The sequence below is a fragment of the Psychroflexus sediminis genome (assembly GCF_900099815.1).
Classification (GTDB): Bacteria; Bacteroidota; Bacteroidia; order Flavobacteriales; family Flavobacteriaceae; genus Psychroflexus; species Psychroflexus sediminis.
In genome coordinates, this window is record NZ_FNCW01000001.1 from 139,831 (window position 1) to 162,178 (window position 22,348).

The following is a 22,348-nucleotide window of genomic DNA, read 5'->3' on the forward strand; positions in this document are numbered from 1 at the left end:
TTCTACAAGATTTTAAGCTTTTGGCACATAGTTTTGCTTCAAACTATCTTGTTATGAATAAAATTACATCCTTATTAATCATTTGTTTTGTTTTTATTTTCAGTATACGAACTATTTATGCTCAGTCTATTGAAGTAACAAATACAATCCCTGGAATTGAAACTAGGACAACGTCACCTACATTTAATACAACAATTCCTAATTTTAATCTTAACGGAGGTAATACTGTTGCAGTCTTATTTTCTGCTGAAGGTACTAACTCCTTTACAGCAACATATGATGGTCAACCTATGACAATAGTAAATACTTCTATTAGCCGTTTCTATTCAGGAATTGCTTATCTGATTAATCCCACAAGTAGTTCAGGTGATATTCAAATACAAAGCCCTTTTAGCGAAGGAGGTACTAGACTCTCTTCCGTGTATAGTGTTATTGCACTCAGTAATGTTGACGCAATAGCTGGAACGGATACAGATGCGACATCTGGAAATAATAGATCTACGTCTCTTAGTTATAGCACATCTTTAAACGGGAGCTATGTTTTAGGTGCAGCTGGAAACAATAACTTTAATGGGCCAGCACCAAATATAGCTGGACGACCATCACTTAACCTTTTTAGTGGAGCATCTGATGGTAATCATGCAGTAACTCATGCTCATGGTCCAGTACCTCTTTCTGGGACATTTACAGATAATTACGATGATTTCCGTACTGCCACAACTATTGCTTTTAATGCAACCTTTGAAATCTGTGATCCTGTTACCTCAGGCAATATTGATACAGATGGAGATGGAGTTAGTGATATTTGTGACTTAGACAATGACAATGATGGTATTTTAGATTCTGTTGAGAATTTAACTGGTTTTCTGAATTATGAATTTTATAACTCAGTTCCTGCTGGACCTTCAGTAGATAATATTCCTACCTCTGGAGCTGTAGGAACCGGTTTTGTTTCCGATTTTGATGTTGATGCGCTTTGGGAAAATATCACCCCAGGTGATGGTAATACTTTTTCTATACGATATACTGGAAATATTAATATTTCAACAGCTGGCAGTTACACTTTTTTCACGAATTCTGATGATGGGTCTAAATTGTTTATTGATGGAGTAGAAATAGTAAATAACGATGGAAACCATGCTGTGCAAGAAAGACAAGGAACAGTCAGCTTGACTGAAGGTTCTCATACCATTAGAGTTTTATATTATGAAAATGCAGGGCAAGAAACACTTAGTGTGTCTTACTCCGGTCCTTCTATTGCAAAACAACCTCTTCCTTTTTCTATTTTGAGTCCTGATCCTGGTAGCGTGGATACTGATGGAGATGGAATTCCAAACTACTTGGATTTAGATTCTGACGGTGATGGATGTTCAGATGCTAATGAATATTATGGCTTATCCAATGCAGACGGAGCAGATGATGGAGTATTTGGAGTTGGTACTCCTACGGTGGATGCTAATGGTTTGGTCGCTGGAGCTGGATATAATGGTAGTTATTTTTTAGATGTTATCGATAATTCTATAAGTCGTTCTTGTGAGGATTTTGATGGTGATTTTATTCCAGATTTTATTGATCTCGATGATGATAATGACGGTATTTTAGATACAAATGAGGGAGATTTAACAATCGGTGAAATTAACTATGAATATTATAATTTGGTGCCGACTGGAAATACAGTAGATAATATACCAGCAAGTGGAGCAGATCAAACGGGTGTTATTTCAAATTTTGATGTTGAAGCTTTGAGTATAGCCATAACTGGTAATGCAGAAACTTATTCTGTGAGATACACTGGATTCATAAATATTGCTGCAGACGATACCTATACGTTTTTTACAAATTCTGATGATGGTTCAAAGTTATTTATTGATGGCATAGAAGTAGTTGATAATGATGGGCTTCACAGCGCTGCAGAAGCTTCTGGAAGTATTTCTTTAACAGCAGGTTTGCATGCTATCGAAATTCTTTACTTTGAAAACACTGGAGACGATTTACTGACTGTATCTTATCAGAGTTCAACTATTACTAAAGCACAAATACCTTTTTCAATTTTATCATCACTTTTGGGGGATTTGGACACAGATTTAGATGGTTTCCCTAATCGGATAGACTTAGACTCTGATAATGATGGCTGTTCTGATGCTAATGAATATTATGCGCTGGCAACTGTAGATGGAGGAGATGACGGTGTATATGGAACAGGTGTTCCGGCTGTAGATGCTGATGGTCTTGTGCTATCGGCAGGGTATGATGGTGCAAATTATGCTGATGCCTTGGATGCAAATGTCAACGAAGGCTGTTCTTACATCCAAACTGTAGATGGAAACTGGAATACGGCTACCAATTGGAGAGAACAAGCTGTTCCTTCTTTAAGTCATGATGCTATTATAAGAGCAAACAGTACGGTTTTCCAAAACCAGGCTGTAAATGATTTAATTATTGATTCTGGCTTTGCTGTTATTGTCGATTCTGGTCAGACGCTAAGTGCGAGTGGAAATTTAACAAATAACGCCGAAGTGACAGGAGCAGGCGAAGTTATTCTCAATGGAACCTCAGCTCAAAGTATTTCTGGAACAGGATCTTATGAAAACTTAAGAATAAATAATCCAACTACTGTTGATTTTACGGAAGCCTCAGAATTGTTTGGCGTTCTATATGTAGAACAAGGCACATTAAACACAGGGGGCAATCTTTCTTTAGGCTGTGATTTTGGAACAGGTAAAACTGCTCAGGTTGCCCCTGTATTAGGAGCCATTGTAGGCGATGTTACAGTAGAACAGTGTTACCCAGCAAGAAGAGCATTTAGATTTATTTCTTCCTCGGTTACTACATCTACATCTATAAGAGAAAACTGGCAAGGAAACCCTACGGATTATTTAGATGATGAGCCGCTTGGATATGGAACTCATATTACAGGTTTAGAACCAGATCCTGCTGTGGATGCGAGTCCTGCTCAGGATGGTACTAATGGGTTTGATTACAGTCCATCTGGAAATTCTTCCATGTTTACATTTGATAATACGGGAGCAAGCTGGAATGCGATTGCAACGACAGTACAAAACTTAGACGCAGGAGAACCCTATCGCCTTATGATCAGAGGAGATAGAAGCATTGATATTACAGATATTGCCACCTCTCCAACAAATACCAGGTTAAGAGCTACAGGAGCGCTTACCATCGGAAATACGATTCAAAGCGTTTTATCGAGTACGGCAGGTGGTTTCAATTTTATCGGGAATCCTTATCAGGCTCAAGTAAATATGAATTCAGTTTTATCAGGTTCAACCAACCTCTCTACAACAGAATATTACGTTTGGGATCCAACTTTAGGAGGAACACCTACACCAGGTTTGCCAGGAGGCAGAGGCGCATATGTAACGGTAGATTTGGTCACAGGCACAAATTCATTAGGTTCAGAAGCAAACCAATATCTCCAGCCTATGCAGGCAGCTTTCGTAAGAACCGATAATGATGGGGCTTCTTCATTATTCTTTTCTGAAGCTGTTAAGGAGGTAAGTCCTGTACAGACTCAAACCAAATCCTTATCACAAGCAGAATATATCAATATTCAGTTGTTTGATGCAAACTCATTTTCTCAGGGTGAAACCCCTTCAGACGGATTACGAATTACATTTGATAAATCTTACAGCCTTTCTGCGGAAGATGATTCTCCAAAACTTGGAAATCTGGATGAAAACTTAGCCAGGGTAGAGGATAATTACTACTCAGCAATTGAAAGACGACCTTTCCCAGAAACAAGTGAAAAGTTGGACTTGTTTATCAATCAGTATAGAAGCGAAGCTTATATCATGAAGTTTGATATGACGAATAATCTAAATACTGATGTGTTTGTTGAAGACAAGTATCTAAATCAAATATCGAAAATCACTACAACTGATGACACATTTTCTTTTATAATAGACAAATCTATTCCGGAATCTATGGCAACAAATCGATTTAGTCTGGTCTTTGAACCTGTGAGTCTTTCAACTCAAGAAGAAAGTTTAGGAAGCTTAAGCCTATATCCTAACCCGACTAAAGGTAGCTTCCAGATAAGTGGCCAAGATTTGGGAGAGGGCGCAGAAGTAGAGATTTATAATATGATTGGACAACAAGTTTACAACAGAAACTTGAATGGTTCATCGGGTACAGAAATCACAGATTTCAACGCTAATGCAGGGGTGTATTTAGTGAAAATAAAAAATGATCAAGGCGAAAAAACCTTCAAATTGATAAAACAATAAGCTTATGAAACTAAATAAATCACATTTTTTGGTACCAGGAATTTTAATCATCATGTTATTGGTCTCCACAGAAGCTTTTGCACAACAACTTCCTCCAGCTTTTGGGGGTGATGGTGATGATGTTAATGATCTCGCCGCTCCCATCAACGGACTCATTGCTTTAGGGCTTGCTGTTGGCGGATACCTCGGGGTCAGAAAATTAAAAAAGTAAATTTTATTCAACTATTAGATAAGACCACCTGAGAAACTCAGGTGGTTTTTTTGTATAAAGCATTTTACAGATTAAGCTGGTGAAGACCTTTAAAAGATGAAATTCAGTTAAAAATGCCTATTGTATTGATTTCGAACTAATTCTACAAGAAAAAATAGGCTCAAGCATTATTTTCGTCAAAATTCATAGTTTTTGAACAAAATTATACTTTTCCTTTTTTTCTCAATTTTTACTTGCATTACAGCTCCCTGTAATGCGCAGGGGACTACTTCATCCACAAATAAAACTGCTGAATATGTATTTATTTCAGATGGAGAGTGGACTAATCCTGATAACTGGAAGAACCAGAGCATTCCCCCTACATCTTCAAAGATCCTTATCCAGGCAAACCTGGTATTAAATGTTTCTGTAGTTTTAAGTGACCTTGAAATCAGGGATGGGGCTAGTATTGCTATAAACTCTCAAACCCTGCTTTCAGTAACAGGCCATATCAAAAATGACGGGGAAATTTATGGAGAAGGTGAACTTGTTTTAAATGCTAGTTCACCACAATACATCAGAGGAAACGGCAGTTATGTCAACTTACGACTGTCCAATCCAACTTCAGTTCACTTAAAGGATAAAATGGATGTATATGGCAATCTCTATGTAGACGCTGGAAATTTTGTTACAAACAATAACCTGCATCTCAGATGCGATTTAACCACCGATAAAACTGCTCAGGTGGGCCGGGTTTCAGGTCACATCAGCGGAAAAGTTACAGTAGAACACTGCTATACAGCGAGACGAGCCTTTAGACTGGTAAGCCCGTCTGTAACTACATTTACTTCCATTCATAAGAATTGGCAGGAAGATGCAGACAGTTATTTTGATGAAGATGTGCCCGAAAATTACGGGACGCATATTACCGGTTTAAATCCAGGTGATGGTCCGGCTTACTTGCATCAGGACGGAGAAAAGGGTTTTGATTTCAGCCCTTCCGGCGATGCCTCCATGTTTGTTTTCAATAATCAACAGGCCGAATTTATTCCCATAGATAATACAAATGTGAATAAATTGAAAGCAGGTTCTCCCTACAAGATTTTAGTGCGAGGCGACAGAAGCATAAATATTTATTCAAATTCTGCAAGTCCAACCCCTACGCGGCTTAGAGCTGAAGGTGAATTGGTGACAGGGGATTATACAAAAACCGACTTATCAACTGCTAAAGACGGATTTAGTTTAATTGGTAATCCTTATCACGCTCAAGTGGACATGAACAAAGTTCTGGCCAAATCAAAAAACATAAGGAAAGACGTGTACTATGTTTGGGATCCAAAACTGGGAGGAGTCCAGGATTTGGAAGAAGGTGGGGGACGGGGCGCTTATGTGGTCGTGGAGCTGCCTTCAGGCCGTAATTCGTCTAATTCTGAAGCCAGTCAATATCTTCAGCCGATGCAAGCTGCATTTGTTCAAACCATTGATGAAAATGCGCTCACTGAACTTAATTTTTCTGAAACGGATAAGGTTTCTGAACAGGAACAAACCCAGGCATTTTCTACATCAGGTGAACGATATCTAAATATTCAGCTTTATAATGAGATTTCATTCAATGCAGCTAGTACACCTTCAGATGCTTTAAGAATAGACTTTGGCGAAAACAACTCAAATTCGGCCAATGATGACATTGGCAAACTCCCTAATATCGATGAAAACTTCGCAAGGCTTTTAGATCAAAACCTGGTGGCCTGGGAAAGGAGAGCCTTGCTTGAAGATGAAGAAATCTTACCGCTTTATATAGATCAGTACAGAAGAAAAAATTATATCCTGCATTTTGAAACTTCTGATGTCTTCGAAGCAGACATATACCTGTGGGATCAATATTTAGAAACCGAAATTCTTATCTCAGAGGCAAATCCCACCTATGCCTTTAATGTGGACTCATCAGTCTCTGCATCTGTAGATGAAAACCGATTTTCTTTGAGACTGAAACCTGTTAGCCTTTCTGCATCAGAAACACAATTGTCAACTACTAAACTTTACCCGAATCCCACTCAGGGTTCTTTCAGCATTAGCGGGTTGGAAGGTGTTGAAGAAGTCAGTATTTACAATATGATAGGTCAGAGGGTTTATTCTCAACAAACAGCTAATCTCTCACAACTCCTTATCAGGGACTTTAGTGCTGAAGCGGGAATTTACCTAGTCAAATTGACGTCTAAAAATCAAGAGCAGAGTTTTAAACTTCTGAAGGAGAATTAAATTTACACCAACAAAAAAAGAGCGCTTTCTAAGCTGAAAGCGCTCTTTTTATATGAAGTATTCCGTATCTATTCCTCCAAAATCATGACGTTATTTTCACGATTCACATCGGCCATAAAGCCAGACGGATCGATTTCAATTTTTTCAATTCCGTAGCGTGTGCTCGTAATCTCAAGATTATAAGTCGGATAAGCCCAGGCCCAGTCCTCTACAACAGTTCCCGCATTCGGTTTTTCCCATCTCATGATTCTCAATGGAATGTAGAAAGTTTCAGAAGTTCCGCCTTTGTAATCTACCTTCACTTCCAAAGGCATTGGCGTAAGCCCAATTCTTTCCAGAGTGATATTAGTGGTTTCCTGAGCAGTGTTGACATCCTTTATAGCATAATCAACAGTATTGGTAGTTCTGGTCCAGTCGTTGAGGTACCAGCTCAATTCTGCGCCGCTTACCTTTTCAGCTACGCGAATAAAATCATTGGGGGTAGGATGTTTAAATTTCCATTCATCAAAATATCTGTTCAGGACCTGCTCTAAATTTTCCTTACCGATCAAATAGCCAAGCTGACCTAAAAATACGGCTCCTTTGGAATAGGCTGAGGTTCCATAAGCTTGGTTGTATGCATAACGATCGGCATGAGTAGTTTGTGGTTGCTCATAGCCGGAATTTGCTAGGCTTACATAACCCCTGTAGTTCCCGGCTGTTGGATTTTCTTTGTTTTGATCCATAACTTCATTCATGGCCAGACCGGAAATATAAGATGTAAAGCCTTCATCCATCCACTCATGCTGAGCTTCATCTGTAGCTAGAATATGCTGAAACCAGGCATGCGCCATTTCGTGAGCAGTAACGCCAACAAGACTTCCGAACTTTCTTTCGCCTGTAATTAAAGTGCACATGGCATATTCCATACCGCCATCACCGCCTTGAATTACAGAATATTGATCGTAGGGATACAGACCGATATGTTCGTTGAAATAATCTAAAAGTTCAATGGTTTTAGACTGTAAATTTTTCCAGTTTTCTTTAATATCTTCATTGTCTTTATACAGGAAATGAAGCGTCGTTCCGTCATTTCCGGTCACGGTATCATGGATGTAGTCTTTATCTGCAGCCCAGGCGAAATCGTGAACATCAGGAGCTATAAAGTGCCAGGTCAGTTTCTTTCCTCGTCGTTTTACATCAACGCCTTCATCCTCATAGCCATAACCCACTTCGTTAGGGTTTTGGATATAACCGGAACCTCCTAATATAAAATCTTTATCGATTGTGATTTTTACGTCAAAGTCTGCCCACACGCCGTGGAATTCTCTGCCGATATAAGGGTCTGCATGCCAGCCTTCAAAGTCGTATTCAGCCATTTTAGGATACCATTGGGTCATAGACAGTTCTACGCCTTCAGCATTATTTCTGCCCGATCTTCTTATTTGCACAGGGACCTGTCCTTCAAACTCCATGGTGAAGGTTGAGGAATCACCCGGTAAAATCGGTTTGTGGAGCTCTACTTCCAGAACGGTACCCACTAGCTCGTAATCTAAAGCAACTCCATCTTGGGTTAAGGACGTAGCTCTCATGAAGCCTATTTCACTTTCGCTAAGCTTGGAAATTCGATCTCCAACTCTGGAGTCCGGATCCTGTATGGTTCTGGATCTCACGTCCATTTCACTGCCAGGCTGAAAAGCATTGAAATACATATGGTAAAAAACTCGGTTTAAGGTGTCCGGAGAATTATTCGAATACACGAGTTTTTGATCTCCTTGATATTGGTAATTGGTATCATCAAAGTCAATATCCATGTCATAATTGGCGTATTGCTGCCAGTAATTCGTGTTATTTTGACCGAATAGCGTTGCTATTGAGATTAATAAAATAAAGGTTAAAGTGTGTTTGAGCATTTTATTTGGTTTTAGAAGCTAATATTAAAGCATTATACATGTTTACCATTTTCCCTGAAACTGAAATTTCATCAAATGGTTTGGTTTCCTGGGGATCTCCTCCAAGAATGACTTCCTGATCTGTGCTTAAGCCAGATTCCATCAGAACTTGTTTTACCTGGGCAGCACTTAATGAGGGATATATTGACCTGATCATGGCAGCGACTCCTGCAACATTGGGAGCGGCCATAGAAGTACCCTGAAGGAACTCGTAGGTGTTTAAAGGAGTTGTAGCATAAATAGATGAGCCAGGAGCAAATACATCTACACTGCTTTTTCCATAGTTTGAAAATCCTGAAACAAGATTTTTACCATATTCAGAGGTGATCGAGCCTACATTGATAAAATTATCTACAATGTTAGCAGGGTTTTCTGGAGTCTCATCGTTGGGGTATACCCGTTTTTTATCCAGGTTTATGCCCTCATTACCAGCAGCGTTGACGATCAGGACATCATTTTTCTCGGCATATTTTATAGCATCGTTAACCCATCCAGGGTGCTTTGAGAAATATTTCCCAAAAGATGTATTGATAATACTAGCTCCGTTATCTACAGCATAACGGATGCCTAAAGCAATATCTTTATCATATTCATCTCCATCCGGTACAGCTCTTATAGGCATGATCAAAACATTTTCAGCAACCCCTTTAATCCCTTTCTGATTTGCCCTGTTGGCAGCTATAATACCAGCTACATGAGTTCCGTGTTTTGCATCTTCTTTATCTTCATTAGGTCCACTCACCTCATTGTTGCCGTAAATTTTGCTTGAAAAATCATCTGCATCATCTCCTAGTATTTTGGCTCTGGCATAAAGACCCAGATTGAGATGGTATTTGATTTTATTTTTAAAATACGCCATGGCTTCAGCTAATTGATCCTGGATATCTTGAAGATCTTCACCAATATTATTCATCACATTCAGCAAAAGCATTTTTTGATTGGTGGCAATGTCATCTTGTGGCTTAAAGGCTGTCACGTTTTCTATAGTAAGAACATCGGTATCAAGTTCGATTTTTATGCTTTCCTCGGCTTCCTGTAATTGATTGTTCATCATAACATATCTATCCAGGTTGGCTTGAGCCATATTCAATTCTTTATCATATTCAGCTTTGGCAGCTTTGTAAAGTTTAAAATCTTCCAGATTTTCCTCAGCTATTTCACTCTCCAGCTTTCCTTCAAATGAATCTTGAAAATCTCTTACAATCCTGGTGAATTCGAGATTTTCCTCCACTACATCACCGAGAAAATTCCACCCGTGAATATCATCTATAAAACCATTGTTATCATCGTCTGTTCCATTCTCTGGTATTTCATCTATATTGGTCCACACAACGCCTTCCAGGTCTTCGTGTTCTATATCGATTCCGCTATCCAAAACGGCTACGATTACCGTTTTTCCTTCGTAATCCTTGAGGAGTTCCTCATAAGCTCTGTTGACACTCATTCCGGGAATAGTATCATTGAGTAAGTCTTTACTTCCCCAGTACTGAAGCTCCTCTTCTGTGAGTTCTACGGTTTTTTCATTGACACTTTGTAAATTGGGAATAGGTTCGGACGAAAACCTGGGCCCGGTAGCACAACCGATTAAAAAGGCTGAGACTAAAAGGCTTAAGCCTCCAGTTTTGAAAAAATTATTGTTCATGTTGTTTAATTTAAGTAGTGAAAAGTTCATTGAAGTTAAATTTTGAATCAAGTCTGGCTCCTTTTTCGGTATCCTTCAAATTGATAACTTCGTTATGGGCATCGTGTTCTAAAAACAGGTAGTAGTTGTTGTTGACCGCTTCTTTCAAAAAAAGTTTCTTTTCCGTCAGCGTTTTCAGAGGTCTAGTGTCGAAACCCATCACATAGGGTAATGGTATATGTCCGGCCGTAGGAAGTAAATCTGCAGTAAAGACCAGTTTTTTATCCTGATACTCAATAATGGGGATCATCTGCTTATCGGTATGTCCATCAACAAAAAGAACTTCAAATCCCAGATTCTCATAAAAATGACGGTTTTTGGATCTTTTTAAAAAATTTAAATGACCAGACTCCTGCATAGGGAGTAAGTTTTCCTTCAGGAAAGAAGCCCTTTCTCTGTCGTTAGGATTAATCGCCCAGTCCCAGTGTTCTTGGTTGGACCATATCTTTGCATTTTTAAAAGCAGGTTCATAACCTGTTTTGTCTTTATTCCATTGGATGGTTCCTCCGCAATGATCGAAATGCAAGTGCGTTAAAAATACATCCGTAATATCATCTCTATGAAATCCGTGTTTTTTTAAAGAGCTATCAATGGAATGGTCTCCCCATCTGTGGTAGTGACTAAAAAATTTTTCGCTTTGTTTATTTCCCAGGCCTGTATCTATAAGGATGAGTTGTTTGCCGTGTTCTATCAAAAGGCTAGTAGCAGCAATGTCTATCATATTGTTGGCATCTGCCGGGTTCGTGCGTTGCCAGAGTGATTTTGGAACAACACCAAACATGGCTCCTCCGTCAAGTTTAAAATGTCCGGTTTCAATGGGATATAATGTCATATAATTATATTTTAGAGCAAAATACTAAAAGAGTCTTAACTTTGGAATTCGAGTCTTTTAGATTATGCTATTTTTAACGACTCAAACTTAACATTTATGATTGAACTGGCAGGAATTATAATATTAGGGATTTTAGCTCAGTGGTTTGCATGGCGTTTTAAAATTCCTGCGATTTTACCACTTATTCTTATTGGACTTCTGGTAGGTCCCTTAGCTACTTTATATACTGAAGATGGGTCCAAGTTAATCGAACCTATCTGGAATGGTGAATCCGGATTGTTTCCCGGGGAGAGTTTGTTTTACTTTGTTTCACTTGCTATTGGTATTATTCTTTTTGAAGGCGGACTTACTTTAAGACGTGGTGAAATTCTCCACGTGGGACCAGTAATCGTCAAACTGATTACAGTTGCGGTAGTCGTTACCTTTATTGGGGCAGGTATGGCTGCACACTGGATTCTTGGACTGAGCTGGCAAATTTCCCTCCTGTTTTCAGGTCTCATCATTGTCACTGGTCCAACCGTTATCACCCCTATTTTAAGGAATATACCTCTAAAAAAAGATGTGTCTACGATTTTAAAATGGGAGGGGATTTTAATCGATCCCATAGGCGCTTTGGTAGCCGTATTGGTGTTTGAATTTATTTCAGCCGGAGGTGGAGAAGCGGTGACTTCTACGGTATTGATTGAATTTGGTAAAATTGTGCTTTTTGGATTTACATTTGGATTCACATTTGCCAAAGCTCTGGCTTTAGCCATTAAATCCAAGGTGATCCCACATTATTTACTGAATGTGGTTACCCTTGCTGCGGTTTTAGGTGTGTTTGTTTTAGCCGATCATTTTGCTCACGAAAGTGGGCTGCTTGCTGTGGTTATCATGGGTATTATCATGGGGAATACCAACCTGCCAAATTTGAAAGACCTGCTCTATTTCAAAGAATCACTTAGTGTATTACTGATCTCCATACTTTTTATTTTGCTGGCGGCTAATATCAATTTAGAAAATCTGCTCCTGGTAATTAACTGGGAGACACTCATCCTTTTTGCTGTGGTCGTCTTCCTGGTCAGACCACTGGGTGTTTTCTTAAGCAGTTATAAATCGTCTTTAGAAACCAATGAAAAACTTTTCATCAGCTGGGTAGGACCAAGAGGTATTGTGGCTGCCGGGGTGGCTTCTCTGTTTGGGCTTAAACTCGTAGAACAAGGTATCCCCAGTGCCGAATTAATCACACCTCTGGTATTTATAATAGTATTGGGTACTGTTCTTTTAAATGCGACTACAGCCAGGCCTTTTGCCAAGCTGGTGGGTGTGTTTTTAAAAGAATCTCAGGGTATATTAATCGTTGGATCGTCTTCTTTTTCAAGAATTATCGCCAAATATCTTAAGGATAACGATCGGCATGTGGTGATCGTGGACAACAACAAAAGCAATATTGATAAGGCTAAAGAGATGGGACTGGAAGCTATAAATGCCAATATTTATTCAGATGACTTGATAGATAATGTAGAATTGAGTGATGTCGGTTATCTTATGGCTTTAACCGGGAATACAGCGGTCAATAAAAAAGCTATCGAGAATTTTGCCAAGCAATTTGGTGAGCGAGGCACTTACCGGGTGATCTCTTCTGAAGAAATGGAAGACCCGGAAAACAACCCTGATGACGGTTTATTCTCTCAAACCGACGATTACATCAAACTTGTAAATCTTACGAGAAAATATCCTGAAATTCATGAAATAGCTCTCAATTCTCACGAACACTTTGAAGGCTTAATCGAAATAACAAAAGTAGAGCCTGAAATTATCCCGCTCTTTATAAAGACCCCTGAGGGGCAACTTGAGATTTTACCAAACAACGCCAAAGAACTTGATGTAGAGCCTGAATCTAAATTGGTTTATCTGGGAAAATCCTTTGACAAGGAGCCCTCCAAGATGGTGGTGGAAGATCAATCCATAAAGGAAGAGGAAGGTGATAAAGAAATAGAGAGGGAAAAGAATCAAGATCAAAAAGAAAAAGACTCTGGTGAAGATTCTGAGGAGGATAAAGAAACTGAAGAAGAGAATGATAAAGATAAGAAGGAGTCTTAATCAAGCTTAAGATGCAAGAACAAGAACTGCTAAATTTATTGATGTTACAAAACATCCCTGGCATAGGACATATCAATGCCAAGAAATTGGTGCAGTACTTTGGGAATGCCACCAATCTTTTCCAGGCTAATATCAAGCAGTTATCTGAAGTAGAAGGTATTGGTGATAAGCGCTTAAAAAGCCTTAAGGATTCAGCCTACCTCAGAGAAGCTGAAAAAGAACTTGAATTTATTAAAAAAAATAATATTGAGGTTCACTACTATCAGGATGAAGATTATCCTTTTCGGCTAAAGCAGTGCATAGACGGGCCCTTACTCCTTTTTTCCAGAGGAAAAATCGACCTGAAAAACAAGCCGATCTTGAGCATTGTCGGTACCCGCCAAATTACCAGTCACGGGATTGCTTTTTGCGAAAAATTTATCAGTGATCTGGCTCCCTTGAAGCCGGTGATTGTCTCTGGTTTTGCCTACGGAACCGATATTGTGGCGCATAAAGCAGCTATGGATCATAATTTGCAAACCATAGGTTGTCTTGCGCACGGGCTCGATCAAATTTACCCCAAAGCACATCAAAAATATACCGCTGCCATAGAGAATAACGGAGGGTTTTTTACAGATTTTTGCAGTCACCATACCTTCGATAGAAAAAACTTCCTGAGCAGAAACAGGATTGTTGCAGGCCTCAGTGAAGCAACGGTGGTGATTGAAAGCGCTGAAAAAGGAGGTTCTCTGGTCACTGCAGATATCGCTCATTCTTACGACCGGGAAGTTTTCGCAATTCCTGGACGACCACAGGATAAATTCAGTAAAGGCTGTAATATGCTTATCAAGCAGCAAAAGGCTCAAATGATTACCAGCGCTGCCGACCTTGTTTACTTTCTCAACTGGGACCTTACGGCGCAAAACAAAAATAAGCAAGCCCAGCTTTTTGTTGATCTTAAAGGAGAAGAAAAACTAGTTTTTGAAAAACTTAAGGAAATTGGCAAAGCCGAGATTGATGCCTTATCTTTGGCATGTGATTTACCCACGTATAAGTTGGCTTCTGTCTTGATTAGTCTGGAACTATCAGGATGTGTAAGGCCCTTGCCGGGTAAACAGTTTGAAATTATTTAAACCCTAAAATGACAACGATGAAAACATTTTTTAAAATTTTAAGTATAGCCGTTTTAGTTAGTGTGTCTTCATGCCAGGAAGAAAAGTCTGAAGACGCAAAAGCCTTTGAAGCTCAGATGAAAGAAACCATCAAAATTCACGATGAGGTTATGCCTAAACTGAGTACAATCAACAGCATGATTTCCAGGCTGGAGCGTGAAAAAGAAGAAGTGGCAGAGACTGAAACGAGTTCAGAAGAAGTGGCATTATACAATGAGGCTATAGCGGATTTGGAGAAATCTCACGATCTTATGATGTCCTGGATGAAGAACTTCAGTTATTCCTTTTCCAGAACAGAAATCAATCAAGGCTTAGCTACCATAGACAGGGATAGCGTAAAAGCCAAATTAGAAAATTTGCAGATTCAATATAAATCTGCTGAAGAGATGAGAGATTTCACCAATGAATCTATCGAAAACGCTCAGGCACTCCTGGCTGAAGAATAAGATTTTGGCAACTGAATTTAAACCAGCTTCGGCTGGTTTTTTTTATGGGGTAAAACCTTTAAAATCCCCTTTAAAATAAGAAATACTAATAGTAATTATTCTAAATAATTATGTTAAGTGATACGCCAAAATAATTCATTAATCTTATATTTGTTTCTAATTTAGAATTAATTCATATAATATGATTAAAGTAAGTGAAACCGCTAAGCGAAAAATCATCAATTTAATGGCTGAAGATGGCTTCAATACTAGTGATCACTTCGTGAGAGTTGGTGTGAAAAGCGGTGGTTGTTCGGGTTTGTCTTACGAGTTGAATTTCGATCAAACTCAGCTGGAACAAGACAAGGTTTTTGAAGATAACGATGTTAAAATCGTCATCAATAAAAGCAGTTTTTTATACTTAATAGGAACGACTCTGGAATACTCCGGAGGATTGAACGGAAAAGGGTTTGTTTTCAACAATCCTAATGCGCAAAGAACATGTGGTTGTGGTGAAAGTTTTTCACTTTAATTAAAAAAAAGAATATGGCTTATACAGAGCAAGAACTCGAGAAAGAACTTCAAAATAAAGAGTACGAATACGGTTTTTACACGGAGATGGAAGCGGATACGTTTCCACCCGGACTAAATGAGGATGTGGTTATTGGCATTTCCAAAAAGAAAGGTGAGCCGGACTGGATGACCCAGTGGAGGCTGGAAGCTTACAGGCATTGGTTAACTATGAAAGAGCCTAACTGGGCAAACATCGGTTATGAAAAACCAAATTACCAGGCGATATCTTACTATTCTGCACCTAGCACAAAACCGAAGTACGACAGCTTAGACGAAGTAGATCCGGAAATGCTGGAGACTTTCAAAAAGTTGGGTATTTCTATAGATGAACAAAAAAAATTGGCTGGTGTGGCGATGGACGTAGTTATGGATTCAGTTTCAGTAACAACGACTTTTAAAAAGACTTTAGCTGAAAAAGGAATTATATTCTGCTCAATTTCAGAGGCGATTAAGGAACATCCTGAACTTGTCAAAAAATATATCGGGAGTGTAGTTCCCACTTCAGACAATTACTTTGCAGCTTTAAATTCCGCAGTATTTAGTGATGGGTCATTCTGTTACATCCCAAAAGGGGTAAGATGTCCAATGGAATTATCGACTTATTTCAGAATCAATCAGGCAGGAACCGGACAGTTTGAAAGAACTTTGGTGATCGCTGAAGATTCGAGTTATGTGAGCTACCTCGAAGGATGTACAGCTCCTTCTCGTGACGAAAATCAATTGCATGCTGCGGTTGTAGAACTTGTCGCTATGGATAATGCGGAGATTAAATATTCAACCGTTCAAAACTGGTATCCAGGTAATAAAGAAGGAAAGGGCGGGGTTTATAACTTCGTCACCAAACGTGGAATTTGTGAAAAGAACGCTAAAATAAGCTGGACACAGGTTGAAACGGGTTCTGCAGTGACCTGGAAATATCCAAGCTGTATCTTAAAAGGCGATAACTCTACAGGGGAGTTTTATTCTATTGCTGTAACCAACAATTTTCAGCAGGCAGATACAGGCACAAAGATGATTCACCTGGGTAAAAATACCAAGAGTACCATTATTTCTAAAGGTATTTCAGCAGGGAAATCTCAAAATAGCTACCGAGGCCTGGTGCAAATCAATAAGCGTGCGGAGAATGCAAGAAACTTTTCTCAGTGTGATTCCTTATTGATGGGAAACAAGTGTGGAGCACATACCTTCCCTTACATCGAAGCTAGAAATAAAACCGCTCAGGTGGAGCATGAGGCGACGACCAGTAAAATTGGAGAAGATCAAATTTTCTACTGTAACCAGCGTGGGATTGATACTGAAAAAGCCATCGCCTTAATTGTGAACGGATTTAGTAAAGAAGTCCTGAACAAGTTACCGATGGAATTTGCAGTAGAAGCACAGAAATTGCTCGAGATTTCCTTGGAAGGATCAGTTGGATAAATAACTATGAGAAACCTTATTTTTCTTTTTGCGATCTGCGTCTTGTTTTTAGGATCCTGTAAGTCAGATTCTAAAACCTCTGATGCCGAAACAAAGAAGGTTCAAACGGAATCCGATCTAGAATTCAATTCGATTTCAGGTGAATTCATTTACACCGATTCTGTTGCAGTTTTCAGTAAGCAAGATGAAATTTACGGGGTTGTGATGAATGTAAAAGCCAGGCAGCTAATCGCTCAAGCTCGGGAATTAAATTCAGATCCATATGCTTCTTTTGAAGTGACTCTGAAAGCCGATATCAAAGAGAATCCAGAAAAAGATGCTTGGCCACAAGTCATCGATATTCAACATATAATTAAAGTAAAGCCGCTGTCCAACGATGATAGCTTGAGATTAAATAAATAAGAATAAGTTATGTTAAAGATAAAAAATTTACACGCCAGCGTAGAGGGTGAAAAAATATTAAAGGGAATCAATCTGGAAATTAATCCAGGTGAGGTTCACGCTATAATGGGGCCTAACGGTTCCGGAAAAAGCACACTTGCTTCTGTAATTGCAGGAAACGAAGATTTTGAAGTGACCAAAGGTGATATCCTGTTTGAAAAAGCAAATATTTCGGAATTGTCTCCGGAAGAAAGAGCTCATAAAGGCATTTTCTTATCCTTTCAGTATCCAGTAGAAATCCCAGGAGTTTCAGTGACCAATTTTATCAAAACCTCTATCAACCAGGTTAGAAAAGCTCAAGGTCAAAAGGACATGCCGGCTAATGAAATGCTGAAAAAAATTAGAGAGAAATCAGCTTTGCTGGAGATGGATAGAAAATTCCTTTCCAGATCACTGAACGAAGGTTTTTCCGGTGGAGAAAAGAAAAGGAATGAAATCTTCCAAATGGCTATGCTGGAACCTAAACTGGCAATTTTAGATGAAACCGATTCCGGTCTGGATATCGACGCTTTGCGCATCGTTGCCGATGGTGTTAATAGATTGAAGACCAAGGAGAATGCTACATTGGTGATTACGCACTATCAGCGTTTATTGGATTATGTTATTCCAGACGTTGTTCATGTATTGATGGATGGTAAAATAGTTAAAACTGGTGGTAAAGAATTAGCCAAAGAACTGGAAGAAAAAGGATACGACTGGCTGAAAGAGGAACGCGCAGAAATGACTTCATAAGCACCAAAACGATTGAAAACTATGGAACTTAAAGATAAATTAATGTCTTCTTATCTTGCTTTTGAAGAGCAGGTCGATTTGGAGAACGATATTCACGAAGTACGAAATAAAGCGATAAAGTTCTTTGAACATACAGGCTTTCCTACCAAAAAGGAGGAGGCATGGAAATATACCTCGCTCAATTCCATTTTGAAAGAGGATTACAGCATATTTCCTAAAAAGGAGGATGCTATTGATTATAAAGACATCAAGAAATACCTGATTCACGACATAGATACCTACACGATTGTATTTGTAGACGGTATTTATTCTTCTCATCTGTCCAGAACCACGCATGATAAACTGGATGCATGTTTGATGTCTTCTGCTTTGGATAAAGAAAAGTATAAGCCTGTTATCGAGAAGTATTTTAATAAAATTGTCCCTGAAGACAGTATGTCTTCTTTGAATACGGCTTTTGCCAAGGAAGGGGCTTACATCAGAATACCAAAGAACGTGGTCGCTGAAAAGCCTATTCAAATCATGAATTTCTTCACTAGCAATGAAGCTGCTTTGATGGTTCAGCCTAGGAATTTAATCATCGCAGAAGAAGGTTCTCATGTGCAAATTATAGAAAGGCATCAGAGTTTGACAGATAACCCTGTGCTTACCAATTCAGTGACTGAAGTTTATGTAGGCAAAAATGCTGAGGTAGACTATTACAAAATTCAGAATGACAGAATCACCTCGTCCCTAATCGATAATACCTTTATCAAACAGGAACGCGACAGTAAATGCTCCATGCACACCTTCTCACTGGGTGGAAAAATTACCAGAAATAATCTGAAGTTCTATCAGCACGGAGAAAACTGTGATTCAGTATTAAAAGGGGTGACTATTTTAGAAGACAAGCAGCATGTCGACCATAACACCCTGGTGCATCATACCCAGCCTAATTGTGAAAGTCATCAGGATTACAAAGGCATTTTTTCAGAAAAATCTGTCGGGGTGTTTAATGGAAATGTACTTGTAGACAGAGTGGCACAGAAGACTAATGCGTTTCAAAGCAATAACAATATCTTAATTGACGATACAGCCACCTGTAACTCAAAGCCACAGTTGGAAATTTTTGCAGATGATGTGAAATGCAGTCACGGTTGTACGATTGGTCAGCTGGATAACGAGGCCTTATATTATTTAAGAACGCGTGGTATTCCTAAAAAGGAGGCTAGAGCTTTGCTGATGTTTGCCTTTGCCAACAAGGTTTTGAGCAGTGTTAAGATACCGGAAATTAAAAAAAGAATCACTAAACAAATTGCATTGAAATTAGGCGTAGAACTAGGGTTTAACCTGTAAAAATTTCAATTCAGTCAACTTGTTTAGAAGTAAATAAACGAAACGAAACATGACGAATACTTCTGAACAAATTTTAGATATAGACAAAATACGCAAAGACTTTCCAATACTCAGAAGAGAAATCAATGGAAAGCCTTTAGTGTATTTTGATAATGCAGCGACTTCGCAAACTCCAACGCAGGTCATCGACTGTATCGTAGATTATTACGAAAACAAAAACGCTAATATCCATAGAGGGGTTCATTCTCTTTCTCAAATTGCCACCGATGCCTATGAAGCTGCCCGGGAAACAGTAAGAAAGCATTTCAATGCTGAATTTGCCCACGAAATCATTTTAACGGCAGGAACCACACACAGCATCAATCTGGTTGCTAACGGGTATGCTTCTGTTTTGAAACCTGAAGATGAAATCCTGGTTTCGGCAATGGAACACCACTCCAATATTGTGCCCTGGCAAATGCTTTGTCAAAAAACGGGCTCTCAGTTAAAAGTGATACCGATGCTGCATACGGGTGAGCTGGATATGGAGGCTTATAAAGAACTTCTGAATGCAAATACGAAGCTGGTTTTTGTCAATCACGTCTCAAATGCTTTAGGAACCATCAATCCGATTGAGCAGATTATCAACTTGGCTCATGGAGTGGATGCCAAAGTTTTAATCGATGGTGCACAGGCAGCACCCCATCTTAAAGCAGACGTTCAGGCTCTGGATGTCGATTATTACACCGTTTCGGCGCATAAGATCTACGGACCTACCGGTGTTGGTATGCTCTACGGAAAAGAGGAGCTTTTGAATATGCTGCCCCCTTATCAGGGTGGCGGTGAAATGATTTCAGAAGTGACTTTTGAAAAAACAACCTATGCTGGCTTACCGCATAAATTTGAAGCAGGGACCCCAAACATCTCGGGGGGAATTGCTTTTGGAGCTGCTTTAGATTATATGAATGACATCGGTTTTGAGGCGATTGCAGCCTATGAAATGGAATTGCTGAACTATGCCACTACAGAAATTCAAAAAATAGAAGAGGTCGAGATTTACGGGACTTCGCCAGATAAAAAAACAGCGGTCTTGTCGTTCAATATTCAGGGACTTCATCCTTACGATATAGGAACGCTTTTAGATAAAATGGGAATTGCTGTGAGAACCGGGCATCATTGCGCTCAGCCTATCATGGAATTTTATAAAATTCCAGGAACCGTGCGGGCTTCCTTTTCATTTTATAACACCAAAGAAGAAATAGATTCTTTTATAACTGCTTTGAAAAAGGCAAAATCCATGCTATTATGAAAGGAATTTTAAATTCGGGTATCCTTGTGGTGTCTTTAGTCATAATACTTGGATCGTGTAAAGCTCAGAAGAGGACTTCAGATCAATTGATAGCCCAGGAATACGCAATAACACAACTAGGGGATAAGGAGGTTTCTGAGTCTGAATTGACCTTAAAAGTAAATCCGGAGAATTCTGTGATATCGGGATATGCAGGCTGTAACAATTATAGCTACAGCTATAAACTGAAAGAGGGAAAACTCAATTTAGGTTATGCGACAGCTACCAAAATATACTGTGAGGACTCCATGGAACTTGAAAATTTATTCTTTCAAAAAATGTCCTCAGTGACTCAGTTTGAAAGTTCAAAACAAGCCATTTATTTTAAAAACGAAGACGGTAAAATCCTCGTCAAAGCAAAAAAGAAAGATTAACGTGAATAGTATTCAAGAAAGACAAGAAGAGATTATAGAAGAATTCAGCATGTTTGAAGACTGGATGCAGCGCTATGAATATATGATAGAACTTGGTAAATCTCTGCCGCTTATCGATGAAAAGCATAAAACAGAAGAAAACATCATCAAAGGCTGCCAGAGTAGAGTCTGGGTGTATGCGGAAATGGATGATGATCAGGTGGATTTTACAGCAGATAGCGATGCCATAATTACCAAAGGCATCATTGCTATTCTCATTAGAGTTTTTTCAGGTCAGAAACCTGAAGATATCATCAATGCCAAGACCGATTTTATAGACGAAATCGGCCTTAAAGAACACTTGTCACCCACCAGAGCAAATGGTTTGGTGAGTATGATAAAACAAATGAAAATGTATGCTATTGCTTACAATAGCCAACAAAACAATAAAGCTTAAGAAAATGGCTGAAGAAAGAAATACAGAAGAATTGGGAGAAGACATCGTAAGGGTTTTAAAAACCATTTACGATCCGGAAATTCCTGTTGATATCTACGAATTAGGTCTTATCTATGACGTATTTGTCAATGAAGATAACGACGTCAAAATACTGATGACTTTAACCTCACCCAACTGTCCGGTTGCAGAATCTTTACCCCAGGAGGTCAAAGAAAAGGCCGCCTCTTTAGATTGGGTCAATGAATGTGAGGTGGAACTGACTTTTGATCCTGCCTGGTCACAAGATTTGATGAGTGAAGAAGCGAAACTGGAACTGGGAATGCTGTAATCTATGGCAGAAATAGTCAATAAAGTAGCCCTGAGTTCTCTCAAAACCTTCAATCTGGAAGATTACTATCCGGTGGGTGAACGCAAATCTATTGATATTAAAGACTGGTTGTTCGAAGGGATTATTCTTAAAGAAAAAGACTTTAGAGAAGCTTTAAAAAATCATGACTGGTCTCAGTATCAGGATGCCTATGTGGCTCTAGACTGCTCAAGCGATGCCATCGTTCCGGGCTGGGCTTACTTATTGATTACCTCTTACTTGCAAGGCTTTACAAAAAAAGTAGTATTTGGAAATCTGGAATTTCTCAACGCTTTACTTTACCAGGAAGCATTGCAGGATGTGGATTTTACTGAATATCAGGATAAGCCGGTCATCATTAAAGGCTGTTCCAACAAACCCGTTCCGGAAAATGCTTATTTACTGGCCTTACAAAAACTTCAGCCGGTGGCCAAGTCGATTATGTACGGAGAAGCCTGTTCTGCAGTGCCGCTTTATAAGAGACCTAAGAAATAATTGATAAAAGTTACAAAAAACCAAACTTTTAAATAGTTATCTTTTGGTTTCATAGATTTGTTTTTAAAAACTTTA

The 22,348-nt window shown here is 39.1% G+C and carries 19 protein-coding genes; 16 read left to right on the forward strand and 3 right to left on the reverse strand.

The genetic code is table 11. From position 1 onward, the window contains the following. Positions 1 to 53: 53 nt before the first annotated feature. From BLP81_RS00580 to BLP81_RS00590, 3 genes are all read left to right on the forward strand, one after another. Complete coding sequence (locus BLP81_RS00580) at positions 54 to 4,244, forward strand: PA14 domain-containing protein (protein WP_093364255.1); 4,191 nt, start codon at positions 54 to 56, stop codon at positions 4,242 to 4,244. Positions 4,245 to 4,248: 4 nt separating this feature from the next. Beyond that, positions 4,249 to 4,455 (forward strand): hypothetical protein, encoded by a 207-nt coding sequence (locus tag BLP81_RS00585; RefSeq protein WP_093364258.1) that lies wholly within the window; start codon positions 4,249 to 4,251, stop codon positions 4,453 to 4,455. Positions 4,456 to 4,647: 192 nt separating this feature from the next. Next, positions 4,648 to 6,693: a T9SS type A sorting domain-containing protein gene (locus BLP81_RS00590; protein ID WP_093364261.1), complete on the forward strand. Its 2,046-nt coding sequence runs from the start codon at positions 4,648 to 4,650 to the stop codon at positions 6,691 to 6,693. 68 nt (positions 6,694 to 6,761) lie between these two features. On the opposite strand, the gene BLP81_RS00595 is transcribed toward BLP81_RS00590, so the two are convergent. From BLP81_RS00595 to BLP81_RS00605, 3 genes are read right to left on the reverse strand one after another with little or no spacing between them, the layout of a single operon-like run. Beyond that, entirely contained in the window at positions 6,762 to 8,585 is a 1,824-nt protein-coding gene (locus BLP81_RS00595) for a M1 family metallopeptidase (protein WP_093364265.1), read from the reverse strand. A gap of 1 nt (position 8,586) precedes the next feature. Continuing rightward, on the reverse strand, positions 8,587 to 10,266 hold the full coding sequence (locus BLP81_RS00600) for a S8 family peptidase (protein ID WP_093364708.1): 1,680 nt from the start codon (positions 10,264 to 10,266) through the stop codon (positions 8,587 to 8,589). A gap of 10 nt (positions 10,267 to 10,276) precedes the next feature. Beyond that, the gene (locus BLP81_RS00605; RefSeq protein ID WP_093364268.1) at positions 10,277 to 11,137 is read right to left on the reverse strand and encodes an MBL fold metallo-hydrolase; all 861 of its coding nucleotides are present in this window, start codon (positions 11,135 to 11,137) and stop codon (positions 10,277 to 10,279) included. A gap of 96 nt (positions 11,138 to 11,233) precedes the next feature. Here BLP81_RS00605 and BLP81_RS00610 point away from each other — a divergent pair, with 96 nt between their 5' ends. The 13 genes from BLP81_RS00610 (at position 11,234) to BLP81_RS00670 (ending at position 22,273) form a co-directional block, all read left to right on the forward strand. After that, entirely contained in the window at positions 11,234 to 13,219 is a 1,986-nt protein-coding gene (locus BLP81_RS00610; RefSeq protein WP_245686387.1) for a cation:proton antiporter, read from the forward strand. Positions 13,220 to 13,230: 11 nt separating this feature from the next. Next, complete coding sequence (gene dprA / locus BLP81_RS00615) at positions 13,231 to 14,331, forward strand: DNA-processing protein DprA (protein ID WP_093364271.1); 1,101 nt, start codon at positions 13,231 to 13,233, stop codon at positions 14,329 to 14,331. A 17-nt stretch (positions 14,332 to 14,348) separates the two neighbouring features. Next, a complete protein-coding gene (locus tag BLP81_RS00620; RefSeq protein ID WP_093364273.1) occupies positions 14,349 to 14,816 on the forward strand; it encodes a hypothetical protein in 468 nt (155 codons plus the stop codon). A gap of 181 nt (positions 14,817 to 14,997) precedes the next feature. Beyond that, positions 14,998 to 15,327, forward strand: coding sequence for a HesB/IscA family protein (locus tag BLP81_RS00625; RefSeq protein WP_093364276.1), 330 nt, complete (start codon positions 14,998 to 15,000; stop codon positions 15,325 to 15,327). Positions 15,328 to 15,341: 14 nt separating this feature from the next. Further along, positions 15,342 to 16,787 (forward strand): Fe-S cluster assembly protein SufB, encoded by a 1,446-nt coding sequence (sufB, locus tag BLP81_RS00630; protein ID WP_093364278.1) that lies wholly within the window; start codon positions 15,342 to 15,344, stop codon positions 16,785 to 16,787. 6 nt (positions 16,788 to 16,793) lie between these two features. Further along, positions 16,794 to 17,189: a hypothetical protein gene (locus BLP81_RS00635; protein ID WP_093364280.1), complete on the forward strand. Its 396-nt coding sequence runs from the start codon at positions 16,794 to 16,796 to the stop codon at positions 17,187 to 17,189. 9 nt (positions 17,190 to 17,198) lie between these two features. Next, positions 17,199 to 17,960: a Fe-S cluster assembly ATPase SufC gene (gene sufC, locus BLP81_RS00640; protein ID WP_093364283.1), complete on the forward strand. Its 762-nt coding sequence runs from the start codon at positions 17,199 to 17,201 to the stop codon at positions 17,958 to 17,960. A gap of 21 nt (positions 17,961 to 17,981) precedes the next feature. Continuing rightward, positions 17,982 to 19,295, forward strand: coding sequence for a Fe-S cluster assembly protein SufD (gene sufD, locus BLP81_RS00645; protein ID WP_093364286.1), 1,314 nt, complete (start codon positions 17,982 to 17,984; stop codon positions 19,293 to 19,295). Positions 19,296 to 19,344: 49 nt separating this feature from the next. Continuing rightward, positions 19,345 to 20,583 (forward strand): aminotransferase class V-fold PLP-dependent enzyme, encoded by a 1,239-nt coding sequence (locus BLP81_RS00650; protein WP_093364289.1) that lies wholly within the window; start codon positions 19,345 to 19,347, stop codon positions 20,581 to 20,583. Continuing rightward, positions 20,580 to 20,996 (forward strand): META domain-containing protein, encoded by a 417-nt coding sequence (locus BLP81_RS00655; RefSeq protein WP_093364291.1) that lies wholly within the window; start codon positions 20,580 to 20,582, stop codon positions 20,994 to 20,996. Before BLP81_RS00650 ends, BLP81_RS00655 begins: the two co-directional genes overlap by 4 nt. A gap of 1 nt (position 20,997) precedes the next feature. Next, positions 20,998 to 21,432: a SufE family protein gene (locus tag BLP81_RS00660; RefSeq protein WP_093364293.1), complete on the forward strand. Its 435-nt coding sequence runs from the start codon at positions 20,998 to 21,000 to the stop codon at positions 21,430 to 21,432. Positions 21,433 to 21,436: 4 nt separating this feature from the next. Further along, a complete protein-coding gene (locus BLP81_RS00665; RefSeq protein ID WP_093364295.1) occupies positions 21,437 to 21,760 on the forward strand; it encodes a DUF59 domain-containing protein in 324 nt (107 codons plus the stop codon). A gap of 3 nt (positions 21,761 to 21,763) precedes the next feature. After that, complete coding sequence (locus tag BLP81_RS00670; RefSeq protein ID WP_093364297.1) at positions 21,764 to 22,273, forward strand: DUF2480 family protein; 510 nt, start codon at positions 21,764 to 21,766, stop codon at positions 22,271 to 22,273. Positions 22,274 to 22,348: the final 75 nt, after the last annotated feature.

Bases quoted from the DNA above. Each gene is read 5' to 3' on its own strand.
- BLP81_RS00650 (WP_093364289.1), top strand. From the start codon at position 19,345: ATGACGAATACTTCTGAACAAATTTTAGATATAGACAAAATACGCAAA.
- sufB (WP_093364278.1), top strand. From the start codon at position 15,342: ATGGCTTATACAGAGCAAGAACTCGAGAAAGAACTTCAAAATAAAGAG.
- sufD (WP_093364286.1), top strand. From the start codon at position 17,982: ATGGAACTTAAAGATAAATTAATGTCTTCTTATCTTGCTTTTGAAGAG.
- BLP81_RS00655 (WP_093364291.1), top strand. From the start codon at position 20,580: ATGAAAGGAATTTTAAATTCGGGTATCCTTGTGGTGTCTTTAGTCATA.
- BLP81_RS00670 (WP_093364297.1), top strand. From the start codon at position 21,764: ATGGCAGAAATAGTCAATAAAGTAGCCCTGAGTTCTCTCAAAACCTTC.
- BLP81_RS00610 (WP_245686387.1), top strand. From the start codon at position 11,234: ATGATTGAACTGGCAGGAATTATAATATTAGGGATTTTAGCTCAGTGG.
- BLP81_RS00620 (WP_093364273.1), top strand. From the start codon at position 14,349: ATGAAAACATTTTTTAAAATTTTAAGTATAGCCGTTTTAGTTAGTGTG.
- BLP81_RS00580 (WP_093364255.1), top strand. From the start codon at position 54: ATGAATAAAATTACATCCTTATTAATCATTTGTTTTGTTTTTATTTTC.
- BLP81_RS00605 (WP_093364268.1), bottom strand. From the start codon at position 11,137: ATGACATTATATCCCATTGAAACCGGACATTTTAAACTTGACGGAGGA.
- BLP81_RS00665 (WP_093364295.1), top strand. From the start codon at position 21,437: ATGGCTGAAGAAAGAAATACAGAAGAATTGGGAGAAGACATCGTAAGG.
- sufC (WP_093364283.1), top strand. From the start codon at position 17,199: ATGTTAAAGATAAAAAATTTACACGCCAGCGTAGAGGGTGAAAAAATA.
- BLP81_RS00600 (WP_093364708.1), bottom strand. From the start codon at position 10,266: ATGAACAATAATTTTTTCAAAACTGGAGGCTTAAGCCTTTTAGTCTCA.
- BLP81_RS00635 (WP_093364280.1), top strand. From the start codon at position 16,794: ATGAGAAACCTTATTTTTCTTTTTGCGATCTGCGTCTTGTTTTTAGGA.
- BLP81_RS00595 (WP_093364265.1), bottom strand. From the start codon at position 8,585: ATGCTCAAACACACTTTAACCTTTATTTTATTAATCTCAATAGCAACG.
- dprA (WP_093364271.1), top strand. From the start codon at position 13,231: ATGCAAGAACAAGAACTGCTAAATTTATTGATGTTACAAAACATCCCT.
- BLP81_RS00625 (WP_093364276.1), top strand. From the start codon at position 14,998: ATGATTAAAGTAAGTGAAACCGCTAAGCGAAAAATCATCAATTTAATG.
- BLP81_RS00585 (WP_093364258.1), top strand. From the start codon at position 4,249: ATGAAACTAAATAAATCACATTTTTTGGTACCAGGAATTTTAATCATC.